The organism is Paenibacillus sp. RC67 (assembly GCF_030020805.1).
Lineage (GTDB): Bacteria > Bacillota > Bacilli > Paenibacillales > NBRC-103111 > Paenibacillus_S.
In genome coordinates, this window is the sequence record NZ_CP125098.1 from 1,008,266 (window position 1) to 1,034,733 (window position 26,468).

At 47.1% G+C, this 26,468-nt stretch carries 22 protein-coding genes, 17 tRNA genes, 2 rRNA genes and 1 riboswitch; of the genes, 36 read left to right on the forward strand and 5 right to left on the reverse strand.

The annotated features are described in order from the left end of the window. Window positions 1-142: 142 nt before the first annotated feature. Window positions 143-1,234, reverse strand: a complete 1,092-nt coding sequence (locus tag QMA13_RS04610; RefSeq protein WP_282943258.1) for a YheC/YheD family endospore coat-associated protein — start codon at window positions 1,232-1,234, stop codon at window positions 143-145. A gap of 145 nt (window positions 1,235-1,379) precedes the next feature. Here QMA13_RS04610 and QMA13_RS04615 point away from each other — a divergent pair, with 145 nt between their 5' ends. Then, window positions 1,380-2,402, forward strand: coding sequence for a collagen-like domain-containing protein (locus QMA13_RS04615; protein WP_282939828.1), 1,023 nt, complete (start codon window positions 1,380-1,382; stop codon window positions 2,400-2,402). Between the two features lie 210 nt (window positions 2,403-2,612). Here QMA13_RS04615 and QMA13_RS04620 read toward each other — a convergent pair whose 3' ends face one another. Next, on the reverse strand, window positions 2,613-3,071 hold the full coding sequence (locus QMA13_RS04620) for an IS3 family transposase (protein WP_282939829.1): 459 nt from the start codon (window positions 3,069-3,071) through the stop codon (window positions 2,613-2,615). Window positions 3,072-3,544: 473 nt separating this feature from the next. Between QMA13_RS04620 and QMA13_RS04625 the strand changes: the two genes are divergently transcribed. The 5 genes from QMA13_RS04625 to QMA13_RS04645 all read left to right on the forward strand — a co-directional run bounded on the left by QMA13_RS04625 (window position 3,545) and on the right by QMA13_RS04645 (window position 8,038). Then, window positions 3,545-3,925 carry an ATPase gene (locus tag QMA13_RS04625; RefSeq protein ID WP_282939830.1) on the forward strand — a complete coding sequence of 127 codons (381 nt, stop codon included), beginning with the start codon at window positions 3,545-3,547 and terminating at the stop codon, window positions 3,923-3,925. Window positions 3,926-4,147: 222 nt separating this feature from the next. Continuing rightward, entirely contained in the window at window positions 4,148-4,435 is a 288-nt protein-coding gene (gene gatC / locus QMA13_RS04630) for an Asp-tRNA(Asn)/Glu-tRNA(Gln) amidotransferase subunit GatC (RefSeq protein WP_282939831.1), read from the forward strand. A gap of 30 nt (window positions 4,436-4,465) precedes the next feature. Beyond that, window positions 4,466-5,923, forward strand: coding sequence for an Asp-tRNA(Asn)/Glu-tRNA(Gln) amidotransferase subunit GatA (gene gatA / locus QMA13_RS04635; protein WP_282939832.1), 1,458 nt, complete (start codon window positions 4,466-4,468; stop codon window positions 5,921-5,923). 27 nt (window positions 5,924-5,950) lie between these two features. Beyond that, window positions 5,951-7,396 (forward strand): Asp-tRNA(Asn)/Glu-tRNA(Gln) amidotransferase subunit GatB, encoded by a 1,446-nt coding sequence (gatB, locus tag QMA13_RS04640; protein WP_282939834.1) that lies wholly within the window; start codon window positions 5,951-5,953, stop codon window positions 7,394-7,396. Between the two features lie 165 nt (window positions 7,397-7,561). Then, the gene (locus QMA13_RS04645) at window positions 7,562-8,038 is read left to right on the forward strand and encodes a GNAT family N-acetyltransferase (protein WP_282939835.1); all 477 of its coding nucleotides are present in this window, start codon (window positions 7,562-7,564) and stop codon (window positions 8,036-8,038) included. Window positions 8,039-8,072: 34 nt separating this feature from the next. Here QMA13_RS04645 and QMA13_RS04650 read toward each other — a convergent pair whose 3' ends face one another. Further along, window positions 8,073-9,767: a hypothetical protein gene (locus tag QMA13_RS04650; RefSeq protein WP_282939836.1), complete on the reverse strand. Its 1,695-nt coding sequence runs from the start codon at window positions 9,765-9,767 to the stop codon at window positions 8,073-8,075. Window positions 9,768-9,969: 202 nt separating this feature from the next. Between QMA13_RS04650 and QMA13_RS04655 the strand changes: the two genes are divergently transcribed. The 7 genes from QMA13_RS04655 to QMA13_RS04685 all read left to right on the forward strand — a co-directional run bounded on the left by QMA13_RS04655 (window position 9,970) and on the right by QMA13_RS04685 (window position 16,172). Beyond that, window positions 9,970-10,659 (forward strand): MgtC/SapB family protein, encoded by a 690-nt coding sequence (locus QMA13_RS04655; protein WP_282939837.1) that lies wholly within the window; start codon window positions 9,970-9,972, stop codon window positions 10,657-10,659. A gap of 83 nt (window positions 10,660-10,742) precedes the next feature. Continuing rightward, window positions 10,743-11,351, forward strand: a complete 609-nt coding sequence (locus QMA13_RS04660) for an RNA polymerase sigma factor (RefSeq protein WP_282939839.1) — start codon at window positions 10,743-10,745, stop codon at window positions 11,349-11,351. Further along, a complete protein-coding gene (locus QMA13_RS04665) occupies window positions 11,296-11,772 on the forward strand; it encodes an anti-sigma factor family protein (RefSeq protein ID WP_282939840.1) in 477 nt (158 codons plus the stop codon). Before QMA13_RS04660 ends, QMA13_RS04665 begins: the two co-directional genes overlap by 56 nt. Before the next feature lie 67 nt (window positions 11,773-11,839). Next, window positions 11,840-12,466, forward strand: a complete 627-nt coding sequence (locus QMA13_RS04670; RefSeq protein WP_282939841.1) for a hypothetical protein — start codon at window positions 11,840-11,842, stop codon at window positions 12,464-12,466. Window positions 12,467-12,488: 22 nt separating this feature from the next. Beyond that, the gene (locus tag QMA13_RS04675; RefSeq protein WP_282939842.1) at window positions 12,489-13,742 is read left to right on the forward strand and encodes a DUF4097 family beta strand repeat-containing protein; all 1,254 of its coding nucleotides are present in this window, start codon (window positions 12,489-12,491) and stop codon (window positions 13,740-13,742) included. A 101-nt stretch (window positions 13,743-13,843) separates the two neighbouring features. Further along, window positions 13,844-14,278 carry a peroxide-responsive transcriptional repressor PerR gene (gene perR / locus QMA13_RS04680; RefSeq protein ID WP_282939843.1) on the forward strand — a complete coding sequence of 145 codons (435 nt, stop codon included), beginning with the start codon at window positions 13,844-13,846 and terminating at the stop codon, window positions 14,276-14,278. A gap of 151 nt (window positions 14,279-14,429) precedes the next feature. Further along, window positions 14,430-16,172 carry a glycosyl hydrolase family 18 protein gene (locus QMA13_RS04685; RefSeq protein ID WP_282939844.1) on the forward strand — a complete coding sequence of 581 codons (1,743 nt, stop codon included), beginning with the start codon at window positions 14,430-14,432 and terminating at the stop codon, window positions 16,170-16,172. Window positions 16,173-16,255: 83 nt separating this feature from the next. On the opposite strand, the gene QMA13_RS04690 is transcribed toward QMA13_RS04685, so the two are convergent. Continuing rightward, the gene (locus tag QMA13_RS04690; RefSeq protein WP_282939845.1) at window positions 16,256-16,603 is read right to left on the reverse strand and encodes a DUF2614 family zinc ribbon-containing protein; all 348 of its coding nucleotides are present in this window, start codon (window positions 16,601-16,603) and stop codon (window positions 16,256-16,258) included. A 116-nt stretch (window positions 16,604-16,719) separates the two neighbouring features. Here QMA13_RS04690 and QMA13_RS04695 point away from each other — a divergent pair, with 116 nt between their 5' ends. From QMA13_RS04695 to QMA13_RS04800, 22 genes are all read left to right on the forward strand, one after another. Continuing rightward, window positions 16,720-17,589: a nucleotidyltransferase-like protein gene (locus tag QMA13_RS04695; protein WP_282939847.1), complete on the forward strand. Its 870-nt coding sequence runs from the start codon at window positions 16,720-16,722 to the stop codon at window positions 17,587-17,589. A 50-nt stretch (window positions 17,590-17,639) separates the two neighbouring features. After that, window positions 17,640-17,775, forward strand: a riboswitch (TPP riboswitch). A 168-nt stretch (window positions 17,776-17,943) separates the two neighbouring features. Continuing rightward, entirely contained in the window at window positions 17,944-18,144 is a 201-nt protein-coding gene (gene thiS / locus QMA13_RS04700; RefSeq protein ID WP_282943259.1) for a sulfur carrier protein ThiS, read from the forward strand. Between the two features lie 52 nt (window positions 18,145-18,196). After that, complete coding sequence (locus tag QMA13_RS04705; RefSeq protein ID WP_282939848.1) at window positions 18,197-18,970, forward strand: thiazole synthase; 774 nt, start codon at window positions 18,197-18,199, stop codon at window positions 18,968-18,970. 418 nt (window positions 18,971-19,388) lie between these two features. Beyond that, window positions 19,389-20,923, forward strand: a 16S ribosomal RNA gene (locus tag QMA13_RS04710). 198 nt (window positions 20,924-21,121) lie between these two features. Continuing rightward, window positions 21,122-24,048: ribosomal RNA gene (locus QMA13_RS04715) — 23S ribosomal RNA — on the forward strand. The 16S and 23S rRNA genes sit together here with 17 tRNA genes alongside, the layout of an rRNA operon. Window positions 24,049-24,155: 107 nt before the next feature. After that, window positions 24,156-24,231 (forward strand) — tRNA-Asn (locus QMA13_RS04720). 3 nt (window positions 24,232-24,234) lie between these two features. Next, window positions 24,235-24,323, forward strand: a tRNA-Ser gene (locus QMA13_RS04725). A 9-nt stretch (window positions 24,324-24,332) separates the two neighbouring features. Continuing rightward, window positions 24,333-24,407: transfer RNA gene (locus tag QMA13_RS04730), tRNA-Glu, on the forward strand. A gap of 19 nt (window positions 24,408-24,426) precedes the next feature. Continuing rightward, window positions 24,427-24,502: transfer RNA gene (locus QMA13_RS04735), tRNA-Val, on the forward strand. 13 nt (window positions 24,503-24,515) lie between these two features. Next, window positions 24,516-24,592, forward strand: a tRNA-Met gene (locus tag QMA13_RS04740). A gap of 13 nt (window positions 24,593-24,605) precedes the next feature. Beyond that, window positions 24,606-24,682, forward strand: a tRNA-Asp gene (locus tag QMA13_RS04745). 23 nt (window positions 24,683-24,705) lie between these two features. Continuing rightward, window positions 24,706-24,781, forward strand: a tRNA-Phe gene (locus QMA13_RS04750). 13 nt (window positions 24,782-24,794) lie between these two features. Then, window positions 24,795-24,870: transfer RNA gene (locus tag QMA13_RS04755), tRNA-Thr, on the forward strand. Window positions 24,871-24,902: 32 nt separating this feature from the next. Beyond that, window positions 24,903-24,987: transfer RNA gene (locus QMA13_RS04760), tRNA-Tyr, on the forward strand. A gap of 7 nt (window positions 24,988-24,994) precedes the next feature. Next, window positions 24,995-25,068: transfer RNA gene (locus tag QMA13_RS04765), tRNA-Trp, on the forward strand. Between the two features lie 13 nt (window positions 25,069-25,081). After that, window positions 25,082-25,157 (forward strand) — tRNA-His (locus QMA13_RS04770). 16 nt (window positions 25,158-25,173) lie between these two features. Next, window positions 25,174-25,245: transfer RNA gene (locus tag QMA13_RS04775), tRNA-Gln, on the forward strand. Between the two features lie 10 nt (window positions 25,246-25,255). Beyond that, a tRNA-Gly gene (locus tag QMA13_RS04780) sits at window positions 25,256-25,330 on the forward strand. A 9-nt stretch (window positions 25,331-25,339) separates the two neighbouring features. Then, a tRNA-Cys gene (locus tag QMA13_RS04785) sits at window positions 25,340-25,413 on the forward strand. Between the two features lie 7 nt (window positions 25,414-25,420). Further along, window positions 25,421-25,509: transfer RNA gene (locus tag QMA13_RS04790), tRNA-Leu, on the forward strand. A 17-nt stretch (window positions 25,510-25,526) separates the two neighbouring features. After that, window positions 25,527-25,603: transfer RNA gene (locus QMA13_RS04795), tRNA-Arg, on the forward strand. A gap of 5 nt (window positions 25,604-25,608) precedes the next feature. Then, a tRNA-Leu gene (locus tag QMA13_RS04800) sits at window positions 25,609-25,689 on the forward strand. A gap of 93 nt (window positions 25,690-25,782) precedes the next feature. Here the strand turns inward: QMA13_RS04800 and QMA13_RS04805 are convergent. Continuing rightward, on the reverse strand, window positions 25,783-26,004 hold the full coding sequence (locus QMA13_RS04805) for a hypothetical protein (protein WP_282939849.1): 222 nt from the start codon (window positions 26,002-26,004) through the stop codon (window positions 25,783-25,785). 132 nt (window positions 26,005-26,136) lie between these two features. Here QMA13_RS04805 and QMA13_RS04810 point away from each other — a divergent pair, with 132 nt between their 5' ends. Further along, entirely contained in the window at window positions 26,137-26,424 is a 288-nt protein-coding gene (locus QMA13_RS04810) for an alpha/beta-type small acid-soluble spore protein (protein ID WP_282939851.1), read from the forward strand. Window positions 26,425-26,468: the final 44 nt, after the last annotated feature.

Genomic DNA, 26,468 nt, shown 5'->3' on the forward strand with positions numbered 1-26,468 from the left:
TCAGTTGCTGGGGGGGACAGGCTAACAGCTGATACGAGTTCGCTGGTTGCTCAGTGAGCTGAATCGGCTTCTTTGTGCGTTGCGCAATGACTTAACAAAATGAAGAGAGTAGGGTCTGCCCTCTATCTAGTCTTAATCTCTCTTAGGATTGAGAGAGATAATAAGCATATTCCAATGGTCTTTTATAAATTAATTTTTTTTGTTTAAAACGCTTAAGGTCTTTGTATATATTTTTTTGGGGTTTTCCGTTAAGTTCAATAATCCATAGCTTTCTTTGTTCGTCTAGTACAAAATCCACGCTCAATTCTCCCAAAGAACCCAAATGGGATTCTGCTACTTGTGCCGCTTGCACACTTAATTCTGAAAGAGATTCAAGGATTTCATTCCTATTTTCCGGTGAAAATAATCGCGGAAGAATTTTTGCGGTGTCATAAATCGTTTCACACATACTCGTGTTAAAGTAATGCTCATAAGCCACCCTAGATGTGATGGTAGAAACCATCCATTTTCCAAGAATACCTTTTTGAACAAGGACTCGGATATCAAAATACCGATGATCAAGATGACTCATTCGAACTCCTTGCTGTACCATGTATTTCTTCTGACCGAAAAGCTCGTTCAATTTTTCCTGAATGCTTTCATCTTTCCTGCAAATATACATTGGAGCCAAGCTGTGCAATGAGATGTGAGTATCGCCATTATCCATTAATTCAACCCGATACACGGACGTCCCTTTAAATCCGTAGGAAGGCTTGATGTATACTAGTTTATATTGTTCTAAAAGTTCGGATACATTCACTTCATTATATAAAAATGTATCTGGTATATACGTTGTAAGGCTTGATTGTTTTAATTGGTTATAGAGATCCCATTTATTGAAGAAATTGATGTTGTTAAAACATTTCTTCCTGCCAATCGCTTTCTCTAGACGTTGAATGGTTGTTTCTTTTTTGTTAAAACATCGATTATAGACGACATTAGGAAAAGGGAATGAACTTTGCTTCCAAATACCCTTCTCTAGACTAAGTCCAATAATGCGTTGTTTCTTCCAAAGGATATCTGCTGGAGTAAAAGCGTAAAGTTTCATTTTTAGATTGTGATAACGTTGATAAAGCTCCAGTACTCTTTTTCTACTGCCCCTTGTTGTTACCAAAATACCTATTAACGGGCGACTACCCACTCTCATCACTTCCTTGCCTTTGATTCCTTCTCTTTTATTATTGAATGCCAGCATAGACACATTGGTATAGGACAATAGCATAGCTGAATAAAAGATATCTTGATATTTACCAAAATTAGTTTTTTGTAGGTGTTCGCTGTGTGATTTTTTTTTGTTTTTTAATATGATGAATTAGATTTAACTACAAGGAGCTGAGAACATGGGGAAATGTAACTGTCCTCCAGGGCCTCCAGGACCCGTAGGACCGGAGGGGCCAGCCGGACCGACAGGACCCGTAGGACCGGAGGGACCAACAGGACTGACAGGACCAACAGGACCAACAGGACCGACAGGACCAGCTGGAGGACCGGTAGGACCAATAGGACCAGCAGGGCCGACAGGACCAACCGGGCTAACAGGACCGGCAGGTCCAGCGGGACCGGAAGGACCAACAGGACCAGCAGGGCCGACAGGACCAACAGGGCTAACAGGACCAGCAGGTCCAGCGGGACCGGAAGGACCAGCGGGGCCAGCCGGACCAACAGGAACAACAGGACCAGTAGGGCCAACCGGGCTAACAGGACCAACCGGGCTAACAGGACTAACAGGACCAGTAGGACCAACCGGGCTAACAGGACCCGCAGGACCAACAGGACTAACAGGGGCGACGGGTCCGGCAGGACCACCAGGAGGTGGATTAATTCCATTTTCAACGGGTATCATCCTCAGTGGTGCAACAGTAGTATCAGCTGCTCCAATTTTAATGGGTTTTGGTAATCACACGGTTGAAGTTATTGATGGTTCTGGAGAATCAACTATGCCACCTGAAGCAGGCGGTTTCGCTTTCCCAATTCCCTTTGCGGGTACCATTCAAGATTTACAAATAAGTGTAGATTTATTAGTTGCTTCTGTGGTATCTATAAATACTCTCGGTCTTCAATATGATTTTACAGTATTCCGCGCACCGTCAGTTCCTAATAATGGAATTGATCATAGTTCTTCACCTTACGTGACAACTCCACTTACTAGTTCGGTTAGATTCGGATTTCCGAATACAGTCATCACACCTGGTATCCCATCCGGTTTCCGTACCGCAACGAATAGAAATGTTGGGGGATCATTAGTAGTCGCTGCGGGTGATCGTATTGGTATACGTGTAAGGACGCTTGTGTCGACGGATCCCTCAGCAGCTGATATTACCCAACTCTCATTTAGCGCAAGTCTATCTTATACTCCTTCTTAATTAGTCTCCAACATTGTAATCCCTTATTTGTTTCATGAGTAGGTGAATTGTCGTCAAGTTCTTTGCTTTTCTTCACATGCATGAGATTCACCACTCCTTATAAAACTTGCTCTTCTTTTAAGTAATGTGAAGGTTCAGCCAGTAAGGCCTGACGGTTTCATATCGACTTATGACGTCTTGGAAACCCTGTTCCTTCGTGATCCTCCAGATTCAGCTAACGAATAATTCAAAGCCTTCCCGTTTATTCTCAAACGCAGTTTGTTTTTGGATCCGGTCGCTCGCCAGCATCTGGGACCCATAAATACAACGAGGCAGTCGAACCATGCTGAACTTACCCCCGTCAAGTAGACAAAAATTAAAGAAGCAGCTTTTAAGAGCCTTAGTTCGGTATTGAACCGGACTAAGGTTGTTTAGTTTTTTCTGAAATCGCTCGTTGTTATAAAACTTGATGTAATCCTGTACAGCCTGAATCAGTTGCTCCTCCGTTTCGAATTTTTGGAGTTTCAGACACTCGGACTTCAAATGACCGAAGAAGCTCTCCATACAAGCGGCATCATAACAATTCCCTTTTCGAGACATACTGGCTTTCATATGGTTCTTTTCCAGCAGGGGGTTGTAGCTCCGAGAAGTGAATTGAGAGCTTTGATCACTATGTAACAGCACCCCCACTAGCGTTGCGCTCCTGAACTGCCTCTTTTACCGTTCCTAGGACGATGGGCAGAGCAACAGGACCAACAGGTCCGGCAGGGCCAGGCGGAGGTGTATTGGGCTTTGCAGATTTTTTTGCGTTGATGCCTCCTCATAATATTTACTATAGAAACCTCAGAATAAAAGACTATTACAGCACAGGGATATGGAAGAGGAGTCATACATCCATTTGATTTCACATCGTACCGTCGAGCAGCGTTCTAAATACATATATAAATGGAAGTAACTATTATTCATAAGTGTGCATATGCAGCTTGTCTATCATTGCTTAAGCCCCAAAAAGATGCTAAAATTAATAGAATTAATTCATAAACGTATACCGATACTCATGGCTCGACTCGTCAAACAAATCTATTATGTTGTTTTTTTCCAACTCATAATAACCATTTCGGGCATGAATCTGATAGGCACGTTAGTCTTGGGAGGAATGGCATATGCTGCGTTTGGGACAGAAGGTATATATCGTCGCAGACAAGTTTGAGCAAAATTTGCCCGTTGGAGATTACGGATACATTATCGCTTATGACCGCAATGCGGATAATGTGTTTGATTATGTGGTGCGCGTCCCCAAAATAAATAAGCATTTCTTCGTATCTGCTGATGATATCGAGCTTGAGGAAGTATTGATACAGCAGGAAGTAGACCGACTGGAGCGAGAATCTTTAATTGATTTTGCTCTGGCTACAAAGAATGAAGAATTGTTCCGCCGTATTATGAACGGGGATGAAGAACCGGAAGAGCCTGCTGAAGCGGTGAAGGATGTTCAAACGCAAGAAGATTTCATTAAACAAATTAATCTAAAGGCTTGGATCTAATAAAGGTAGCGTATGGCCTATATGATATCAAGCTTATGGTAAGCAGTCCCAACCGGATCCTGAGGTCCGCTAGCGGGCTGTTTTTTTGTGTTGTTACTTCAATGGAGGGTTTTAATTAGGTAATTGAGTTCAATATTCATCTGGTTTATAATATAAGGATGGGTTTTCGTCTATTTTGTCGAAAATTAACGGTAAGCAACACTAAGAAGCGGGGGGCAGTCGATGAGCATTTCGATAAAGGATGTAGAGCATGTTGCCAAATTGGCGCGACTTGAACTAGGGGATCAGGAAAAAGAACAATTAACCGAGCAGATGAACGCCATCTTAAAATATGCAGAGAAATTAAATGAGCTGGATACGGAACATGTTGAGCCGACCAGTCATCCCATGCCGCTTTCCAATGTGATGCGCGAGGATGTATCGAGACCTTCTCTGCCGATTGAAAAAGTGCTGTTGAATGCGCCGGATGAAGAAGACGGTCAAATCAAGGTGCCAGCTGTATTGGAATAGCTGTAACCATATTGAAGGGAGGATGCAGTTTTGTCTTTATTTGATCTGAAATTACAAGACATACATAACAGGCTTCATGCCAAAGAACTATCTGTCTCCGACTTGGTGAACGAATCCTACAACCGAATCGGGCAAGTAGAGGATAAAGTGAAGGCGTTTTTGACGCTGGATGAAGAGAATGCCCGCGCGGCCGCCAAGTCTTTGGACGAGCAGCTTGGTACAGACAAGTCCAGAGGTTTGCTGTTTGGCTTACCAATTGGAATTAAGGACAACATTGTGACGGACGGCGTTACAACGACTTGTGCCAGTCAATTTTTGCGCAATTTCCATCCGGTTTATGACGCTACGGTCGTCCGTAAGCTGAAAGAGGCTCAAGCCGTTTCTATCGGCAAGCTGAACATGGATGAATTCGCCATGGGAGGTTCCAATGAGAACTCCAGCTTCCACGGCACGTTTAACCCATGGAATCTAGAGCATGTTCCGGGAGGTTCCAGCGGTGGCTCCGCCGCAGCTGTTGCTGCAGGCGAGGTTTACTTCTCTCTCGGCTCCGACACAGGCGGTTCAATCCGTCAGCCAGCCGCATACTGCGGTATTGTCGGCTTGAAGCCTACCTACGGTTTAGTTTCTCGCTTCGGCTTGGTAGCCTTTGCTTCTTCCTTGGATCAAATCGGTCCACTGAGCAAAAATGTTGAAGACAGCGCCTACTTGCTGCAAGCTATTGCAGGTCATGACTCACAGGACTCCACCTCTGCGAACGTAGATATTCCAGATTATTTGAGCGCACTGACGGGTGACGTGAAAGGCTTGCGGATTGCCGTGCCTAAGGAATATATGGGCGAAGGTATCGAACCGAAAGTTCGTGAAGCGATCGTTAATGCTTTGAAAGTTTTGGAAGGTCTTGGAGCTATTGTGGAAGAAGTGTCACTGCCTCATACCGAGTATGCTGTGGCTGCTTATTACCTGCTGGCTTCCTCTGAAGCCTCTTCGAACCTTGCCCGTTTTGACGGCGTTCGTTACGGTGTCCGTGCAGACAATCCGAAAAACCTGCTGGATCTGTACCTCAAATCACGCAGCGAGGGCTTCGGTTTGGAAGTGAAGCGCCGGATTATGCTTGGAACCTACGCTCTAAGCTCCGGTTATTACGATGCGTACTACTTGAAAGCACAAAAAGTGCGTACGTTGATCAAGCAAGATTTCGACCAAGTATTCGAAAAATATGACGTTGTTATCGGACCTACAGCTCCTACGACAGCTTTCAAAGTAGGTTCTCAAGTCAATGATCCGATGACGATGTATTTGAACGATATAATGACGATTCCGGTGAATCTGGCGGGAATCCCTGCGATCAGCGTTCCTTGCGGATTGGCTGACGGCATGCCGGTTGGCTTGCAAATCATCGGGAAAGCGCTGGACGAATCGACCATTTTGCGTGTGGCTCACGCCTACGAGCAAAATACCGATCACCACAAGCAGCGTCCTCAGCTGTAACAGAATAGATGAAAGGAGCAAGCCAGCATGTCAGCAACCGAAACGAAATACGAAACGGTCATCGGACTGGAAGTTCACGTTGAACTGCACACGAAGTCCAAAATTTTTTGCGGATGCTCCACGGAATTCGGAGCTCCGCCGAATACTCATACATGCCCGGTCTGCCTGGGCTATCCCGGCGTACTGCCTGTGCTGAATAAGCAAGCGGTGGAATACGCGATGAAAGCGGCTATGGCGCTAAACTGCCAAGTTGCTACGGACAGCAAGTTCGATCGCAAAAACTATTTTTACCCGGATTCGCCTAAGGCGTACCAAATCTCACAGTATGACAAACCGATAGGCGAGCACGGTTGGATCGAAATCGAAGTGAATGGCGAAACGAAGCGAATCGGCGTTACTCGCGTTCATCTTGAAGAAGATGCCGGAAAGCTGACTCACGTGGATGGGGGATACGCTTCATTAGCGGACTACAACCGTGTAGGTACACCGCTTATTGAAATCGTGTCCGAGCCGGATCTTCGTTCACCTGAAGAAGCTCGCGCTTACTTGGAGAAGCTGAAGGCCATCATGCAATACTGCGATGTGTCTGACGTGAAAATGGAGGAAGGCTCGCTTCGCTGCGATGCGAACATTAGTATTCGTCCGTATGGACAAGAGAAGTTTGGAACCCGTGCAGAGCTGAAGAACATGAACTCGTTCCGCGGCGTTCAAAAAGGTCTCGAGTACGAAGAGTGGCGTCAAGCCGATGTATTGGACAGCGGCAGCGAGGTTGTGCAGGAGACGCGCCGCTGGGATGAATCCCAAGGCAAGACGCTGACAATGCGCAGCAAGGAAGAAGCTCACGACTACCGTTACTTCCCGGATCCGGATCTGGTTCGCTTATATATCGACGATGAGTGGAAAGCGCGTGTTCTCGCCAGCATTCCTGAGCTTCCTGATGCTCGTAAGACAAGGTATGTCAACGAGTACAGCTTGCCAAGCTACGATGCAGAGGTTATCACGTCTTCGATCAAGGTGGCTGACTTCTTCGAAGAAAGCTTGAAATATACCAAGGATGCAAAGGCCGTATCCAATTGGATCATGGGCGACTTGCTGGGCTACCTGAACGCCAACAATCTTGAGCTTCAGGATGTGAAGGTTACAGGCCAAGGCTTGGGTGAGATGATCGGTTTGATTGAAAAAGGAACGATCAGCAGCAAAATCGCGAAAACGGTCTTCAAAGCGATGATCGAAACAGGCAAAGCTCCGCAAACCATCGTTGAAGAGCAAGGCCTTGTTCAAATTAGCGATGAGGGAGCTATCAAATCGGTGGTTGAGCAGGTTGTTGCCAACAACCCGCAATCCGTTGCTGATTTCAAAGCAGGTAAAGATAAAGCTGTCGGCTTCCTGGTTGGACAGGTCATGAAAGAAACCAAAGGAAAAGCAAATCCTGGGCTTGTTAACAAGCTTATTGTGGAGTGCTTGAATCAATAATCACTAAAAGAGAACAGTTTCCGTTTCTTAAGAGATGGAGACTGTTTTTTTCATTTCAAAGATTTTATACGTTTGCAAATGGGAACGATTGGAATGAATGAGTTTCTGGTGTATACTTCTGCTAATACAATAAAAGCAGTGCTGCCAGCGAGGTGAAGAGGCTGTATGATTCAACCAATTGATATAGAGGATAACCAGCAAGTATTGGAGCTTCTGATGCTGCAGCAGTTGTCTTACCGGGTGGAAGCAGAACGAATTGGTTTCGACGAGATCCCTCCATTGTTCGATTCTCCCAAAACGATTCGGGAATCCGGAGAGCAGTTTTTTGGCTACTATGATGAACAGCAGCAGCTCGCAGGTGCCGTAGCGGTGAAGCAAAGCTCCAAAGAACTGATCATATGCCGTCTAATGGTTCACCCGTCTTTTTTTCGCCGCGGGATTGCTACACAATTGCTTCACTATACTGAACAATTTGCCATGCCTGGGATGATGATCAAAGTATCGACCGGTACCAAGAACGACCCGGCTGTACTTTTATACACTAAACATGGGTACGAAGCAGGTCAAGTGCTAGAGATTGCTCCGAATGTTACGCTTACCGTATTTTATAAAAGAATGCCTTATGTAAAAGAAGAAACGTGATGCGAGTATGCTCGCATCACGTTTTTATCATTCATTAGATCGTATACTCGTCCCAACGAATCGACTGTCCATTAATCGTTGCTTCGTTATCAGACGCTGTGCCGAGTTTCAGCTCCTCCTGCTTTCTTGTCGTGTACACGACTCCGAATCCATCTGTTTCGGCAGTCTTACCACTAAAGCGGACTTGGTTCTGCTTCATTCGAGCTGTAAACTGCTCCAGATCTTCGATTCCCAGCTGGTCTGCTTCTTTGGAAGCTACAACCTCCATCACGACTCCGTTAGCGCCTTCTACGAATGGACTTGTAATCGATACCCGATCCGCTCGTTCCTCCACAATGAAATCATTCATAAGATGAAATGCTGCATAAATATTACCGATACGTCCGTAACCACTGCGTTCTTCAAACGTCCATTCTCCCCTGGGCAGGCAACCAATAAGAGATGGATATGCTTCGCTATCTTCAGAAGGGATTTCCCACAGCTGAGCAACGGAATCCTGATGAAGCAGTACTGTACCGTATCGGCTTTGATGCCTGTCGTCGCCTTCTTTATATTTATTTCCCGGATGGAAGAAGAACGCTTGGTTGACACCGATAGCCGCGGCAGGATCTGTCAACGGGAGTGTAACGTCCCAGCGCTGCTGCTCGTTATCGAATTCATCCCGACGTTCCCAAATACCGCCCACAGCGTAATCAGGGGTAATTAAAGTATAGAGATGAGCTTCCTCCGTCACTTCACCGTCAACCTCTGCAAACTGAATTTTGCGCTTCAGCTCCTCAGCAGAATCACGCTCTACCGCGCGTTTCACGATATCGTCGGCTACTTGGTAAGTATATAGGCTTGCACCCTCCAGACGAGTAATAACGGAAGGCATTGGGAAGTCTCCGAACTGAATGTAATCGAGCAGCGTGTTATTGTCCTTTGGACCGTCATGAGGCCATTGACGGGATTGAGCGCCTACCCAAGCTCCCTTTAAATAATAATCCGCCCGTAAGCGCCATAAGTAGTCCAACATCTCACTGACGGTTTCACGAACTGCCGCATCGTCGACCACTTCCCATACGCAGGTGAACGATTGGATCCAGTGCCAATGCCACGGAAGCGCACCGTATTCCTTGAACCCGAACGTTTTTACATGCTGAAGCTGCTGTTTAGCAAATCTCAGCCCTTGCTGGAGAAGCTCTTGATCGTCAAATTGATGACCGAGCAGAAGCTTTAACGAAGTATGCTTAGCTTCGTGGTGATGAATTTGCTTAATCGGTTGACGGTAAACGCTGCTTTGGTAAATATGTAGAATCGACAGGTTCAGCTCACTCTTAAGGCCAAGAGGCAGCGCATTTTGAAATTGATTATAAAATAAAATAATAAGACAGCCCATCAGTTCTACTGGAAGCAGGTTCGGTTTGGCTGCCGCAGGATCGCTGCCCAAATTAAGAGGCCAATGGCCATACATCGGGTTTTCAGGGTCTTGAACCTGTAAGCTTAATACCCGGATAATCATGCCTGATGCTAATTCCAAGGCAGCTTCACGCTGGGTATCGCTCATTTCGGAAGAAGCTTCCTTGTCAGTGCAATAAGAGAACAAATGAATCGCATAATAAAAATTATCACGCACATCGCTATGGAACCAGAAGCCGCTAGGTTGAAAAGGCAGCTCAAGTGCTTTGAACGCAGCAAGCTTGCGAATGGCATGTTTTCTTTCCGTCAATGATGAATAAGGTGTAGTCAAATGGAGTTCCTCCGTTCAGTCTTTTTGCATGGAATAGCTTTAAACGTTTCATTCTCTACATACTAAGTTTAGCGTCATAGGAAGGGAAGTCAACTCTAGGCTAAAACATTTTCGTCGAATGAGGATGAACCATGTTAAAATATGCTCATATGAAAATGTTCTCTTCCTTTATGGACGCAGTCCAACAAAAGGAGAACGTGCTATGTCAGATCCTTTTTACATTGATTCGTTTCATATAACCTTGAGACTGGTTTTGTCTTTGATGCTTGGCGGCTTGATCGGTTTTGAACGGGAACGAAGCAGTCACGCTGCAGGATTAAGAACACATATTCTTGTATGTCTCGGTTCTACGTTAATCATGCTGCTATCGATGTATGGCTTCTCTGAATTTGCGAAGCTGGATAACGTGCGTCTGGATCCGGCTCGGCTTGCTGCTCAAGTCATTAGCGGTATCGGCTTTTTAGGAGCCGGAACGATATTGTACACCGGCAAATCCATTACAGGTTTGACGACAGCAGCTTCGTTGTGGGTCGTGGCGGCGATAGGGCTGGCTACTGGGGCAGGCTTTTATTATGCCTCCGCCTTGGTATGCTTTTTAGCTCTGTTAAGTCTTTGGGTCCTTAATGAGGTGGAGAAGCGATATTTTCACGGCAAAAAGCTGCGTCTCCTGCGGATTCGGGCGGATGAACGCCCGGGTTTGCTCACTCGCATTTCAACATCATTAAGCGAACAAGGTCATGACATTCAAAAGCTTACTGTAGAGGAGCATGAAGGGGAGTTCAACTCGATGATCGTATCACTTACCGTACGACTGGGACGCGGCAAACCGATTACTTCGTTAGTGGAGCAATTGCAGCATCTTGAAGGAGTACATGCTATATCGATCGAATAAAAAATATTTATTTATTTTTTGAAGGGTTCAGACAGCGACTGCCGTCAAATAGTTTATAACAACTTAACGAAGGCGGTGAAACGATGGAGCAATTGACGGATGAGCAGTTGGTCGAACAGATCCGTCAAGGCGATGAAGAAGCCTATCGCTTCTTGATCGAGCGTCACAAGAATTACATTTATACGCTCGTGTATCGCTTGGTTGAGCATCGCGAAACCGCCGAAGATTTGACGCAGGAAATTTTTATTAAGCTGTATCGGTCATTGGTGCATTTTCGTGGGGATGCCAAATTTACGACATGGGTTTACCGATTATCGGTCAACTTGGTTACCGATTACCGCCGCTCACAGCGGCGTAGGCCCTATGAGGCTATATTGGATAAAGTGAAGAACTGGTTTGGCAACCGTCAGGAAGAGCCTGAAGCGGCCGCATTACAAAAGGAAGAACAGCAAACGATCTTGAAGCTGCTGTCAGAGCTCCCGGACAAATACAGACTCATTCTGTACTTGTATCATTACAAACAGCTGTCCTATCAAGAAATAGCCGAAGCTACACAGCTTCCTTTAAAAACGATAGAGACAAGACTGTATCGTGGAAAAGCGCTGCTCAAACAAAAATGGCAGGAGGTACGCAATAATGAACAAACATCATCTGCATCCGGACGATCGTCATCTGCAACGATTTCTAAATAATGCTTGCTCAGAGCTGGAATTGAAAAAAATCGGGCGACATATTCAAGGATGCCCCGATTGCCGGACACGACTTCGTGCGTATCTCGATATGGAATCCTTACTGGATGAAATGCCTTTGCTTCAGGCGCCATTAGAGTTAGAGGACAAAGTTATGGCGGCTATTGGGAAAGAGTCTCAAGAACACTCTTTTCGAGTAGCGGCATCAGCCCGCAGCAGATCCACATCCAAGCGGAGGACAAGATGGCACAATGAATTGGTTCACGGATTGGTGGCCACTGCCGCAACCTATGTGTTTATATCCTCTGGGATATTAGGCAAAATCATGTCCATCAATGCGGAACAGTTGGGAGACGATGTGTACAGCAAAGTTGCCGTAGTTGAATGGATTGTGCAACGTATCTCCAACCAACTATTTTCTTGAAATCGGCTGATAGGTTCGGAATACTTAGATCCCAATAATTCATATGAACGAATGGAGGTAATCCTATATGGAGGACCAGCGTAAACAGCCTATTATAAATGAAGAAGAGAAGGAAGAAGCATTCTTGAGGGAGCGCATGGAAAGATGGAATCAAACCTCTCCCAATCAACCTCCCTATGATCCTTTTCGGACCGTCCCACGTAAAAGTAAATTTGTAGCCTGCCTGCTCTCCTTTCTTATTCCCGGCACAGGGCAGTTGTACCTGGGATTGATGCAGCGGGGGATGATGCTGATGCTTCTGCTGATCGCAGATATTTTCGCCATCGTGTTTTTTGCTACGAACTCAAGCTCTAGCATCCCGTTGATCGTATTGTTTTCATTATTTGTCCCTGTTATTTATTTCTATAACATTTTCGATGCGCTGCAACAGACAGATAAAGTGAATTCCGAGTGGGGAGGGCTTTATTCGGACCCAATGGGAGAGCCGGGAGCCCGTAAGACATCCATATCCAGAATCCCAAAGGGAAGCACACTAGGCTATTTGCTTATTATTGGAGGCGTATTCTTATTCCTTGTAAGCAGCAAACCGGCATGGTTAAACCGCATTTTTGAACTGCTGGGATCATCTATCGGCGCGATTGTGCTTATAGTTGTAGGCGTTGTATTGTTTTTGAAAGAATCCACTAAAAAATAAAGACATGAAGGAGAAACATACTATGCGAAAAGCAGGTCGCTACACGGCTGCGCTACTGTTGGTTTTAGTCGGCGCGGCAGTCATTGCCGATCAGTATATGGGTACTCAGTGGACTTCACTGCTCGTCGATTGGTGGCCCGTATTGTTTGTAGCACTTGGCGTTGAATATATTTTATACAATATAAAGTATGGAGATAGCGACAAGCAGTTGAAGCTTGATATAAGCGGGGTTATTATAGCTGTCATCCTCTCCGCAGTCGTAATTGGAAGCACTCAATCCGGAGCCTTTATTAAGAACTGGTCGGGGAATCTCAATTTGGAAGACGCCATGCTATCTTTTACTCAAGGAGATGGCCGCAAATTCGAGCAAGGAACCAAAGAGATTTCGTTAGGTAACGGGGTCGATAAAGTGATTGTAAAGAATCCTTCAGGCAATGTCATTATGAAGCAGGGGAGCTCGGACCAACTGCAGATTCAATCAACCGTTTACGTAGCTATAGATGACGAACAGGAAGCCAGCCGTATTGCTTCACAATCTCGACTGGACCAAAACGTTCAAGGAAATGTGTTGACGATCATTTCCGAAGGCGCAGAGTATGGCAGTGGCTTTTGGCAGCATCGTAAGGCGCGGACGGATCTCGTTATTAGTTTACCACAGCAAGTAAAGCTTGATGTGGATATGGAAACAAGCAACGGCAAAATAGCGGCTGATCAGTTAACGTTCAAGCGGGAGTTAAAGCTTAGGACTACCAACGGAGACATTCAAGTTTCCTCCATTCAGGCGGAGAAAATAGAATTGAGATCTACCAATGCCCGTATTGGGGCCTCCCAGACCAAAGGAAGTATGGAGTTGGATACAACCAACGGTATGCTGGATGTGAAAGATCACCAAGGTGATGTCAAGCTGACATCGACAAATGGCAGTCTCGATCTGAACCAAGTGAACGGCTCTGTAGCTGCCAAAACGACGAACGGAAATATCCAGATCGCGGATGTACCGAGTGGACTAAAGGCGAGCACGACAAATGGTTCGGTAAAAGTAACCAGCCGCATCGTCAATGGGGATTGGGATATAGAGACCACTCACGGCAACATTAAGCTTGCGATTCCAGCCACTGGCGACTATACCCTCAAGGGAGAAGGCGAGAAAGACAACATCCATTCCGAGATTCCGATGAAGGTTAACAAGAAATCCATCGAAGGTGTTGTAGGAACCGGCAAAAACAAAATTCATTTGGATACGAACGGAAATATCGACATTCAAAAAGCCGAATAATACGCTCATTTTTCCAACTATCCGGTAACTTCATTGACAAATGTAAACGATGCCGCGTAAAATAAATCGATACCTTTTATCGGATTAGGCGGTGAGACAGCATGGATTCTCGATTGGAGCAAGCGTTGCATAAATTGAAGTCGACAGGCGTACGCATGACCCCGCAAAGACATGCTATTCTGGCCTATTTGTTAAATACGATGACGCATCCTACGGCCGATGAGATTTACAAGGCTTTAGCTCCGCGGTTCCCCAGTATGAGCGTTGCTACGGTGTACAACAATTTGAAGGTGTTTATCGAGGTGGGACTTGTCCGTGAAATGACCTATGGCGACCATTCAAGCCGGTTTGATGCGGATATGTCGGACCATTATCATGCACTATGCGAGCAATGCGGCAAATTGGTTGACTTCGCATACAAGCCTTTGGATGACTTGGAGAAGACGGCCGGGATAGAGACAGGGTTTGTGGTGAAAAGCCACCGTGTCGAAGTTTACGGAATATGCTCGGAGTGTGCCGCGGTCGAACATCACTGATACAGTTGCTTGCAAATTGGAACAATCTACTAAATTAGGGTATAATGGACGTGCTCAAAGCCTGCTTGGCAAACAAGTGGCTTTTAGTACGTCTTTTTTGTTAAACTAATACTAGATTCGAGATTAATAGAGTCACCATGGGAGTGAAGCAATGGAACCGGATAACATGACGAATCACAGATCGGCAAGAAAAAGGTCGAAAAAATGGCCCATATGGACGCTTTTGTTCGCCGTTTTCCTGGGAGCCGCTGCGGTTGTATATTGGGATAAATTCGTACCGACCAGCAGGCACGAGGACCCTTCCTTTGATGGAATAACTAAGCCGATCTTTTATAAAGGAGTTTTGTCGGAGGAGCCAGCTGCAGGGAAAGAAGAAAGCTTGAAGCTGCCTTTCTCTATAGCTAAGCAATTAATAGATCCGACTATGCTATACGAGGATTCGAGCGATTCCACGATCATTACGACGCAGGACAAAGTGGTTCGTTTACGGACAAGCCAACTGACGGGTACCATCAATGAGAAACCTTTCAACTTGAAGTTTCCTTTGGAAAAGGTCAATGGAGCATTGTACCTTCCGATGGAACCGTTGAAACAGCTTTACCGAATTGAATTGAGAGAGTCTCAGGAGACGGGTGCCGTCATTCTGGTGAAAGAAGGAGACGAGATTCGCTGGGGCAAAACTGTGTCCTACCCGAACAAACCGGATAAGACGATTCCAATGCGCAAGGAAATGTCCATCAAATCACCGATCCTCGCTGACTTGAAGCAGGGTGAGGCCGTCATGATCTGGGATGAGGAGGAAGAATGGTACCATGTGCAGCTGACGAACGGGTACATGGGCTATATCAAAAAGGATCATCTGGTATCCGACCATGTGGAGAAGGTTCCGAAGCAGGAGCTGCCTTCGAGCTTTGTAGCGCCTAAATTGGCGGGTGGGAAGGTCAATATGACCTGGGAGCAGGTCACGACCCCGAAAAGCCCGGATACGTCCAAATTTTCGCCTATGCCCGGTTTGAATGTGGTCAGTCCTACGTGGTTTCATATTGACGATGGTCAGGGGAACTTGAAAAATATTGCGGACCCCGCTTATATCAAATGGGCACATAGTCAGAACTATCAAATCTGGGCGCTGTTCAGCAATGGATTCGAGCCGAAGCGGACGACAGAAGCTTTATCCACCTACGATAAAAGAATGAAAATGATCAAGCAGCTGCTTAGCTTTGCCCAGTTGTATTCCTTGCAGGGCATTAATATCGATTTTGAGAACGTCAACACAAAGGATAAAGAGAATCTGGTCCAATTCGTCCGCGAAATGGTGCCTCTCATGCATGAACAGGGACTTATCGTATCCATGGATGTGACACCGAAATCTTCAAGTGAGATGTGGTCTGCCTTCTACGATAGAAAATCGCTGATTGATTCGCTCGATTACATGATGATTATGGCATACGACGAATTTTGGGCAAGCAGTCCTACTTCAGGCTCCGTTGCCTCTATTCCTTGGGTGGAGAAGAACGTAGTGAAGCTGATGAAAGAGGACGAAATACCTGCTTCAAAGCTCGTTCTAGGCATTCCTTTCTATACACGTATTTGGACAGAAGAAGTAGTAGATGGCAAAACGAAAGTCAGCTCGAGGTCCGTTTATATGGATAATCCGCAAAAAACGATTAAAGATAAAAACCTCACTCCTGTTTTCCTGCCGGAAGCTGGTCAAAACTACGTCGAGTACAAAGACGGGGGAAAGTTGATCCGCATTTGGTTAGAGGACGAGGTTTCCATGAAGGCACGAATGGATATCGTTAATAAATATAATCTTGCTGGTGTGGCTACTTGGCGAAGAGGGTACGAGAACCCGGACATATGGGATCTAATTCGTACGGAGCTTGCTAAATAACGAGAAGAATTTCCAACAAAAAACTGGCTTCTTTCTATCCCCCTCAAAGGGATGGAGAGAGCCAGTTTTATTTTTGCGTGACATTATAGATTGGCCTTGGCATTAGGATCATGCTGAGGGTCCAGAGACAAAATCGTTTTGCAAAACATACAGCGGTCGGTTTTTCCAAGAATTTTCGTAGGCTTCCCGCACTCGGGACATTCTACTACCGTCGTGCTGGTCGACATCATACCGGCCCAGAAATAAACGCCCATACTTGCGAGCATGGAGATAGCACCGATAACCATACAAATGCCTGCGATAATTTTGCCGGCCACACCCCAATTAAAAACAATACCTGCTAGTCCCACGATCATGAGCAGCATCCCGCCCATAGTAAGCAGTAGCCCCCATAAACGGAATTCATTTACTTTACTGGATTTCAATCTCACTGGTGTCACTTCTTTCATTAGATATATTGTGAAATTTGTCACTGAAATTTGCAGGAAACCGCCTACTTGTGTAGAAATAAGATGTATCATGGAATGTTATGTAGGAGGCTGCGGCGATGAACGCCTTAAAGGAACAAAGGATTGCCAGGCTCCGGGAAGATGAAGCAGTCATGAGTATATTGGCGGTCGATAATCCGTCGATGTTTTCAGCGATCACGGACGGATTCGATCTCCTGTTGCTAGTCATTGTAAAAGAAGGCCTGCAAACCGATCAACAGTATCATTATATAAAAGACAACTGCCGTATACAAGAAAGATGGTTTACTCCTTCTGCAATTCATCAATTTATTTTACACGGTGAACACCGCAACCTCATTTACTGGATCTTAAAAGGAGAGATTCTTCTGGATCGGGATATGTATTTAGAAGGTTTGCGGCATCGAATGCTGGAATTTCCGTCGGAAATGAGAGAACACAAGCTACTAATAGAGTTCTCCAAGTTTTTGCGTAAATACATGGAGAGTAAAGAATATATTCTGGAAGACCACCTGCTGGATGCCTACAATAACATTCTAGAGGCACTTCATCATTGGGCGAGGATTGTTATTATTGAAGCAGGGAGCCACCCCGAAATTACCGTATGGCGACAAGTTAAAACCATCAATCCTGGCGTATATAAGCTATATGAAGAGCTTACTCTAAGCAATGAAACTTTAAAGCAAAGAGTTCAGTTAGTTCTTCTGGCTAGTGAATTTTCCGTCATGTCCAAGATGGAAAGGTGCTGTAGACTACTAATCTCTGTATTATCGAGCCGTGAGGAAGCTTGGAGCTTACCTGAGCTTCAACAAAGTGAGAAACTATCGGACGTTCGGTTTGAGCTGCCTCTCATCCTTAATAAGCTCGTGAAGAAATCGCTTGCCAAGGAAATCATCTATACGTTGGATGATAGTTTATCATTGCTGGAAATTCGTTATACGACGAACTGAGCATTTAAGCGACAAAATCGATCATTTCTGCTATACTAATATTTAAATTGAATAGCCACTAGGGGAGCCTTTTATTGTGAGGCTGAGATAAGAAAGCTATTTCTTGACCCTTGGAACCTGATTTGGCATGTTTCTTCTAACATGCTTCTGGATGATACCAGCGTAGGGAAGTGGACGGACGTAATGATGCCGGTTTTCGGCATGATTACAAAGTCAACCTCTGCGCGGGGTTGGCTTTTTTTATTGTGTAAAACCTGGGCTCCACCAAAAGTCATAGGAATTTGCTTCAGAGGTTCACTTTACTTTTGGGAGATTTGTTCTGTGATTTTATTTGGAAAGCGGGGTGTTATAACCGTGAAACTAACTATTAATGGAGAGATGAGAGAAGTAAGCGATGTGAACAGCGTTGCCGATTTGCTTGCTGCTTTTAAATTGGAGCAAAAAATACTTGTGATCGAGTTGAATCGAGAAATTATCGATCGCAGCGAATATGCCGCCACAGTCCTGAATGAGGGCGACTCTCTTGAGATTGTTCACTTTGTAGGCGGGGGCTAAAGGATCATGGCTACTTATACTTATAAATTATTATAAATGGAGGGCGTTACACATGAACGACGTATTAAAAATCGGTCCGTATGAATTTAAATCCCGGTTGCTGCTAGGGACAGGCAAATTTTCTTCATTGGATATCCAGAATCAAGCAGTTCAAGCTTCTGAAGCGGATGTGTTAACTTTCGCTATTCGTCGTCTGCCTATCGATAACCCGGAAACGCCTAATTTTCTCGAAACACTTGATCTGAAAAAATTCACATTGCTTCCTAACACTGCGGGCGCGTATACGGTAGAAGAGGCAGTTCGTATTGCTAAACTTGCTAAAGCATCCGGCTTATGCGATATGATAAAAGTTGAAGTCATCGGCGATCCGAAAACATTGCTACCAGATCCTATAGGAACATTGGAAGCGACAAAAATTTTGGTGGACCTTGGCTTTATTGTACTGCCATACACATCGGACGATCCTATCTTGGCTCGTAAGCTGCAAGAAGCAGGGGCCGCTGCAGTTATGCCTGGGGCTTCTCCTATCGGTTCCGGACAAGGAATTGCAAACCCGAACCAATTGCGTTTTATTATCGAAGAAGCTAAAGTTCCGGTTATTGTCGATGCGGGAATCGGCGGACCTGCTGATGCTGCTTTAGCTATGGAGCTTGGCGCTGATGGAGTATTGTTGAACACAGCTGTTGCAGGAGCGCAAGATCCTGTACTCATGGCTGAAGCGTTTAAGCTTGCTGTAATGGCTGGCCGCAAAGGATTTATGGCAGGGCGTATTCCTAAGAAGAGATATGCGTCGGCAAGCAGTCCGAACGAAGGAATGATTGAGTAGTAACATAGAGGGAAGTACGGTCTGCTGGAAGCAGCTGTACTTCCATTTTAGTTCTGATCAGTGCTGCGCAATATTTTTTGAAAAAGATGCTTGACTTTATATATAAGCCTATGATACATTAACTCTCGCCGCTAAAAACGGTAAGCACATTTGAAACACAGCAAGCTTGATTCGGAAAAATAATTTGAAAAAAAGCTTGCATTAAGATGGGTGAATGTGTTATATTAAAAAAGTCGCTGCTAAACAAAGCGACACAAAATGACAAGATGAAAATTACGAAAGTAATAAGGTTTTGTCGAAGAATTGTCCTTTGAAAACTGAACAACGAGTGAATGTTTTAAAGAGAATGAAAATTCTCGCTAGCATTGAATTTTGAGCTTAAGACAAGCTCTGTTATACGATCGCTTCGGTGATCACTTTAATGGAGAGTTTGATCCTGGCTCAGGACGAACGCTGGCGGCGTGCCTAATACATGCAAGTCGAGCGGTCCCTTCGGGGATAGCGGCGGACGGGTGAGTAACACGTAGGCAACCTGCCTGTAAGATTGGGATAACTATCGGAAACGATAGCTAAGACCAGATAACTGGTTCTCTCGCATGAGGGGATCATGAAACACGGGGTAACCTGTGGCTTACAGATGGGCCTGCGGCGCATTAGCTAGTTGGTAGGGTAACGGCCTACCAAGGCGACGATGCGTAGCCGACCTGAGAGGGTGATCGGCCACACTGGGACTGAGACACGGCCCAGACTCCTACGGGAGGCAGCAGTAGGGAATCTTCCGCAATGGACGCAAGTCTGACGGAGCAACGCCGCGTGAGTGATGAAGGTTTTCGGATCGTAAAGCTCTGTTGCCAGGGAAGAACGCCTAGGAGAGTAACTGCTCCTAGGGTGACGGTACCTGAGAAGAAAGCCCCGGCTAACTACGTGCCAGCAGCCGCGGTAATACGTAGGGGGCAAGCGTTGTCCGGAATTATTGGGCGTAAAGCGCGCGCAGGCGGTCATTTAAGTTTGGTGTTTAAGCCCGGGGCTCAACCCCGGATCGCACTGAAAACTGGGTGACTTGAGTGCGGGAGAGGAAAGTGGAATTCCACGTGTAGCGGTGAAATGCGTAGAGATGTGGAGGAACACCAGTGGCGAAGGCGACTTTCTGGACCGTAACTGACGCTGAGGCGCGAAAGCGTGGGGAGCAAACAGGATTAGATACCCTGGTAGTCCACGCCGTAAACGATGAGTGCTAGGTGTTAGGGGTTTCGATACCCTTGGTGCCGAAGTAAACACAGTAAGCACTCCGCCTGGGGAGTACGCTCGCAAGAGTGAAACTCAAAGGAATTGACGGGGACCCGCACAAGCAGTGGAGTATGTGGTTTAATTCGAAGCAACGCGAAGAACCTTACCAGGTCTTGACATCCCGATGAAACACCTAGAGATAGGTGCCCTCTTCGGAGCATTGGAGACAGGTGGTGCATGGTTGTCGTCAGCTCGTGTCGTGAGATGTTGGGTTAAGTCCCGCAACGAGCGCAACCCTTGACTTTAGTTGCCAGCATTGAGTTGGGCACTCTAGAGTGACTGCCGGTGACAAACCGGAGGAAGGCGGGGATGACGTCAAATCATCATGCCCCTTATGACCTGGGCTACACACGTACTACAATGGCCGGTACAACGGGAAGCGAAGCCGCGAGGTGGAGCGAATCTTTAGAAGCCGGTCTCAGTTCGGATTGCAGGCTGCAACTCGCCTGCATGAAGTCGGAATTGCTAGTAATCGCGGATCAGCATGCCGCGGTGAATACGTTCCCGGGTCTTGTACACACCGCCCGTCACACCACGAGAGTTTACAACACCCGAAGTCGGTGGGGTAACCCGCAAGGGAGCCAGCCGCCGAAGGTGGGGTAGATGATTGGGGTGAAGTCGTAACAAGGTAGCCGTATCGGAAGGTGCGGCTGGATCACCTCCTTTCTATGGAGTCCATGATGACTGTAGGTCATCGGACATAAAGCAGTATATTATACTGCAAACAACATTCACTCGTTGGTCAGTTTTGAGAGGATAACACTTCTCAATTGAATTAAGATTGTTCCTTGAAAACTAGATATCGAAATAAATGCGTAGAGCAATACACGTAGTGACGATTCTTTACGAATCGAATCATTAGCTGGTTAAGCTAATAAGAGCACACGGAGGATGCCTAGGCGCTAGGAGCCGAAGAAGGACGTGGCGAACGACGAAATGGCCTCGGGGAGCCGTAAGCAGGCTTTGATCCGGGGATGTCCGAATGGGGGAACCCAGCTGAGGTAATACTCAGTTACCATGTAGTGAATACATAGCTGCATTGGAGGCATACGAGGAGAACTGAAACATCTAAGTACCCTCAGGAGAAGAAAACAAAAGTGATTCCGTCAGTAGCGGCGAGCGAAAGCGGAATAGCCCAAACCAGGGGGCTTGCCCTCTGGGGTTGTGGGACGTCAATATGCGAAAAGTTGGTTAGGTGAAGCGGTCTGGAAAGGCCGACCAGAGAGGGTAAAAGTCCTGTAGCCAAAAACGAACGTATCGCTAGACGGATCCCGAGTACCGCGAGACACGTGAAACCTCGTGGGAAGCAGGCAGGACCATCTGCCAAGGCTAAATACTCCCTAGCGACCGATAGTGAAGCAGTACCGTGAGGGAAAGGTGAAAAGAACCGCGGGAGCGGAGTGAAATAGAACCTGAAACCGTGTGCTTACAAGAAGTCAGAGCCCGTTCATGGGTGATGGCGTGCCTTTTGTAGAATGAACCGGCGAGTTACGTTCCCGTGCAAGGTTAAGGTGAAGAGCCGAAGCCGCAGCGAAAGCGAGTCTGAATAGGGCGACTTAGTACGTGGGCGTAGACCCGAAACCATGTGATCTACCCCTGTCCAGGGTGAAGGTGCGGTAACACGCACTGGAGGCCCGAACCCACGAATGTTGAAAAATTCGGGGATGAGGTGGGGGTAGCGGAGAAATTCCAATCGAACTTGGAGATAGCTGGTTCTCCCCGAAATAGCTTTAGGGCTAGCCTCGGGAGATGAGTAGTGGAGGTAAAGCACTGATTGGGTGCGGGGCCCGCCAAGGGTTACCAAGTCCAGTCAAACTCTGAATGCCACATACTTTCATCCCGGGAGTCAGACAGTGAGTGCTAAGATCCATTGTCAAGAGGGAAACAGCCCAGACCATCAGCTAAGGTCCCCCAGTGTGTGTTAAGTGGGAAAGGATGTGGAGTTGCACAGACAACCAGGATGTTGGCTTAGAAGCAGCCACCATTGAAAGAGTGCGTAATAGCTCACTGGTCGAGTGACTCTGCGCCGAAAATGTAACGGGGCTAAACACGCCACCGAAGCTATGGCCTGAGCATCTAAAGATGCTCTTGGGTAGGGGAGCGTTGTATGTAGGTTGAAGGTGTACCGTAAGGAGCGCTGGACAGCATACAAGTGAGAATGCCGGTATGAGTAACGAAAAGACAAGTGAGAATCTTGTCCGCCGAAAGCCTAAGGGTTCCTGAGGAAGGCTCGTCCACTCAGGGTAAGTCGGGACCTAAGGCGAGGCCGAAAGGCGTAGTCGAAGGACAACAGGTTGAAATTCCTGTACCACCGTGAACCGTTATGAGCGATGGGGTGACGCAGAAGGATAGTGACGCGGGCTGATGGATGCCCGTCCAAGCAGAGAGGCTGATGTGTAGGCAAATCCGCACATCGTTAAGGCTGGTCTGTGATGGGGAGCGAAAATTGCAGTAGCGAAGGTCATGAGTTCAGGCTGCCAAGAAAAGCCTCTAGCCAGGGAGAAGGTGCCCGTACCGCAAACCGACACAGGTAGGCGAGCAGAGCATGCTAAGGCGCGCGGAAGAACTCTCGTTAAGGAACTCGGCAAAATGACCCCGTAACTTCGGGAGAAGGGGTGCCTCGGTAGGGTGAATAGCCCGAGGGGGCCGCAGTGAAAAGGCCCAAGCGACTGTTTAGCAAAAACACAGGTCTGTGCGAAGCCGCAAGGCGAAGTATACGGGCTGACGCCTGCCCGGTGCTGGAAGGTTAAGGGGAGTGGTTAGGGAGCAATCCCGAAGCTATGAACCGAAGCCCCAGTAAACGGCGGCCGTAACTATAACGGTCCTAAGGTAGCGAAATTCCTTGTCAGGTAAATTCTGACCCGCACGAATGGCGTAACGACTTGGGCGCTGTCTCAACGAGAGATCCGGTGAAATTTTAATACCTGTGAAGATGCAGGTTACCCGCGACAAGACGGAAAGACCCCATGGAGCTTTACTGCAGCTTGATATTGGACTTTGGTACGATCTGTACAGGATAGGTGGGAGCCTGAGAAGCATGAGCGCCAGCTTGTGTGGAGGCGACGTTGGGATACCACCCTGATCGTATCGGAGTTCTAACCCGCGGCCATGAACTGGTCGGGGAACAGTGTCAGGTGGGCAGTTTGACTGGGGCGGTCGCCTCCTAAAAAGTAACGGAGGCGCCCCAAGGTTCCCTCAGAATGGTTGGAAATCATTCGAAGAGTGCAAAGGCATAAGGGAGCTTGACTGCGAGACATACAGGTCGAGCAGGGACGAAAGTCGGGCTTAGTGATCCGGTGGTACCGAATGGAAGGGCCATCGCTCAACGGATAAAAGCTACCCTGGGGATAACAGGCTTATCTCCCCCAAGAGTCCACATCGACGGGGAGGTTTGGCACCTCGATGTCGGCTCATCGCATCCTGGGGCTGAAGTAGGTCCCAAGGGTTGGGCTGTTCGCCCATTAAAGCGGTACGCGAGCTGGGTTCAGAACGTCGTGAGACAGTTCGGTCCCTATCTGTCGTGGGCGTAGGAAATTTGAGAGGAGCTGTCCTTAGTACGAGAGGACCGGGATGGACGTACCGCTGGTGTACCAGTTGTTCCGCCAGGAGCACGGCTGGATAGCTACGTACGGACGGGATAAGCGCTGAAAGCATCTAAGCGTGAAGCCCCCCTCAAGATGAGATTTCCCAGTATGTAAGACCCCTTGAAGACGACGAGGTTGATAGGTTCGGGGTGGAAGCACGGCAACGTGTGGAGCTGACGAATACTAATCGGTCGAGGGCTTATCCAAGATTCTGTGATGTGTACAACATGCAGAAGTATAGCTCAACCAACGCGCATTTATTTCGTATCTAGTTTTCAGGGTGCAATTAACTGATACTCTGTTGTAACTTTTATTCCCTGATAGCTCAGTTGGTAGAGCACTCGACTGTTAATCGAGTTGTCACAGGTTCGAGTCCTGTTCGGGGAGCCATATGGAGAGGTGTCCGAGTTGGCCGAAGGAGCACGATTGGAAATCGTGTAGGCGTCACAAGCGTCTCGAGGGTTCGAATCCCTCTCTCTCCGTAGCAGTAAGGCCCGTTGGTCAAGGGGTTAAGACACCTCCCTTTCACGGAGGTAACAGGGGTTCGAATCCCCTACGGGTCACCATTTAAACTATAGTACATATGGAGGCTTAGCTCAGCTGGGAGAGCATCTGCCTTACAAGCAGAGGGTCGGCGGTTCGATCCCGTCAGCCTCCACCATATAGTACAACGACGCGGGGTGGAGCAGCCCGGTAGCTCGTCGGGCTCATAACCCGAAGGCCGCAGGTTCAAATCCTGCCCCCGCAACCAAATTATCTAGTGTGGAGCCGTGGTGTAGAGGCCTAACATGCCTGCCTGTCACGCAGGAGACCGCGGGTTCGAATCCCGTCGGCTCCGCCATTATCTTTACAATGTAGTACCGAGGCTCGGTAGCTCAGTCGGTAGAGCAGAGGACTGAAAATCCTCGTGTCGGCGGTTCGATTCCGTCCCGAGCCACCATTTAAGTTAATATGCCGTTGTAGCTCAACTGGTAGAGCAACTGACTTGTAATCAGTAGGTTGGGGGTTCAAGTCCTCTCGACGGCACCATTGCTTCATTAAAGAAGCACGCATTTGAATACGGAGGCTTAGTGAAGTGGCTAAACACGGCAGACTGTAAATCTGCTCTCATCGAGTTCGGTGGTTCGAATCCATCAGCCTCCACCATTTTCATAGGGGCATAGTTTAAAGGTAGAACAAAGGTCTCCAAAACCTTTGGTGTGGGTTCGATTCCTGCTGCCCCTGCCAATTTAATACTGTGGCGGTCGTGGCGAAGGGGTTAACGCACTGGTCTGTGGCTCCAGCATTCGTGGGTTCAAGTCCCATCGATCGCCCCATTATTTCATCAAATATTGGGGATTAGCCAAGCGGTAAGGCAACGGACTTTGACTCCGTCATGCCTAGGTTCGAATCCTAGATCCCCAGTTTATTATATGCGGAAGTGGCTCAGCGGTAGAGCATCGCCTTGCCAAGGCGAGGGTCGCGGGTTCGATTCCCGTCTTCCGCTCCAACTTAATTAGGCGCCATAGCCAAGTGGTAAGGCAGAGCTCTGCAAAAGCTTTACCCCCAGTTCGAGTCTGGGTGGCGCCTCCATTTTTACGCCGGAGTGGCGGAATCGGCAGACGCACAGGACTTAAAATCCTGCGGTAGGTGACTACCGTACCAGTTCAAGTCTGGTCTTCGGCACCAGTTACAACCTCATATTTGCGCCCTTAGCTCAGCTGGATAGAGCGTTTGACTACGAATCAAAAGGCCGGGAGTTCGAATCTCTCAGGGCGCGCCATACTAGCCGGTGTGGCGGAATTGGCAGACGCGCGCGACTCAAAATCGTGAGGGAAACCGTGGGGGGTTCGAGTCCCTTCACCGGCATATAAAAAGACCATTAGATACAATATCTAATGGTCTTTTTATATGCTTATAGATGCAATTGGAGTTGGGCTTACTTGATGGGTCAGCTAATCATCACAATCGTGCATAGTATTGATTTAAAGAATCTAATATTTCCTCACAGTATGCTGTTTCTTCCTCAGTCTTCGCTTCGGAGTTATCATCCTTTTGTATTTGCTCAAACCGTTGAACGAGCGCATCGGTAACGAATTCCGCGCTTACGCCATAATGCTTAATAATTGCAAAGAGACCATCCAGGTTAGAGTGGTTATCGATAATTTCAGATAGATGACTCATGATTTTCCGGTACCTCCTCAACACATTGAATTCAGCTTCATTATTGTTGACGGTAAGTCAAGTTTTTATGTAAGTATAGTAGCCGTTGTTTAAGCTTATTCTATACTTACCAGAAGAGAAAGGAGTACTGCCATGGCAAGAAGAAGGAGCAGCAGCAGGCTCTTGGTCCCGAATGCATCGCAAGGGATGGAGCATTTCAAAGGTGAAGTCATGAGTCAGCAAGGCTTTGCCGTCAATATGAACAAGCCGGATGAAGTCAAATATGAGGTTGCGAAAACATTAGGTATTCCGTTGTCGCCTAACGATAATGGACGTTTAACGACAGAGCAGGCAGGAAAGATTGGCGGACGAATAGGCGGCTCCATGGTTAAAGAGATGATAAGAATGGCACAGCAAAAGCTGCTGGAGGATCGTAGGTAGTTTAACTTGCCTTAACGTGAATGTACAATAAGAAGAAGCCTTCA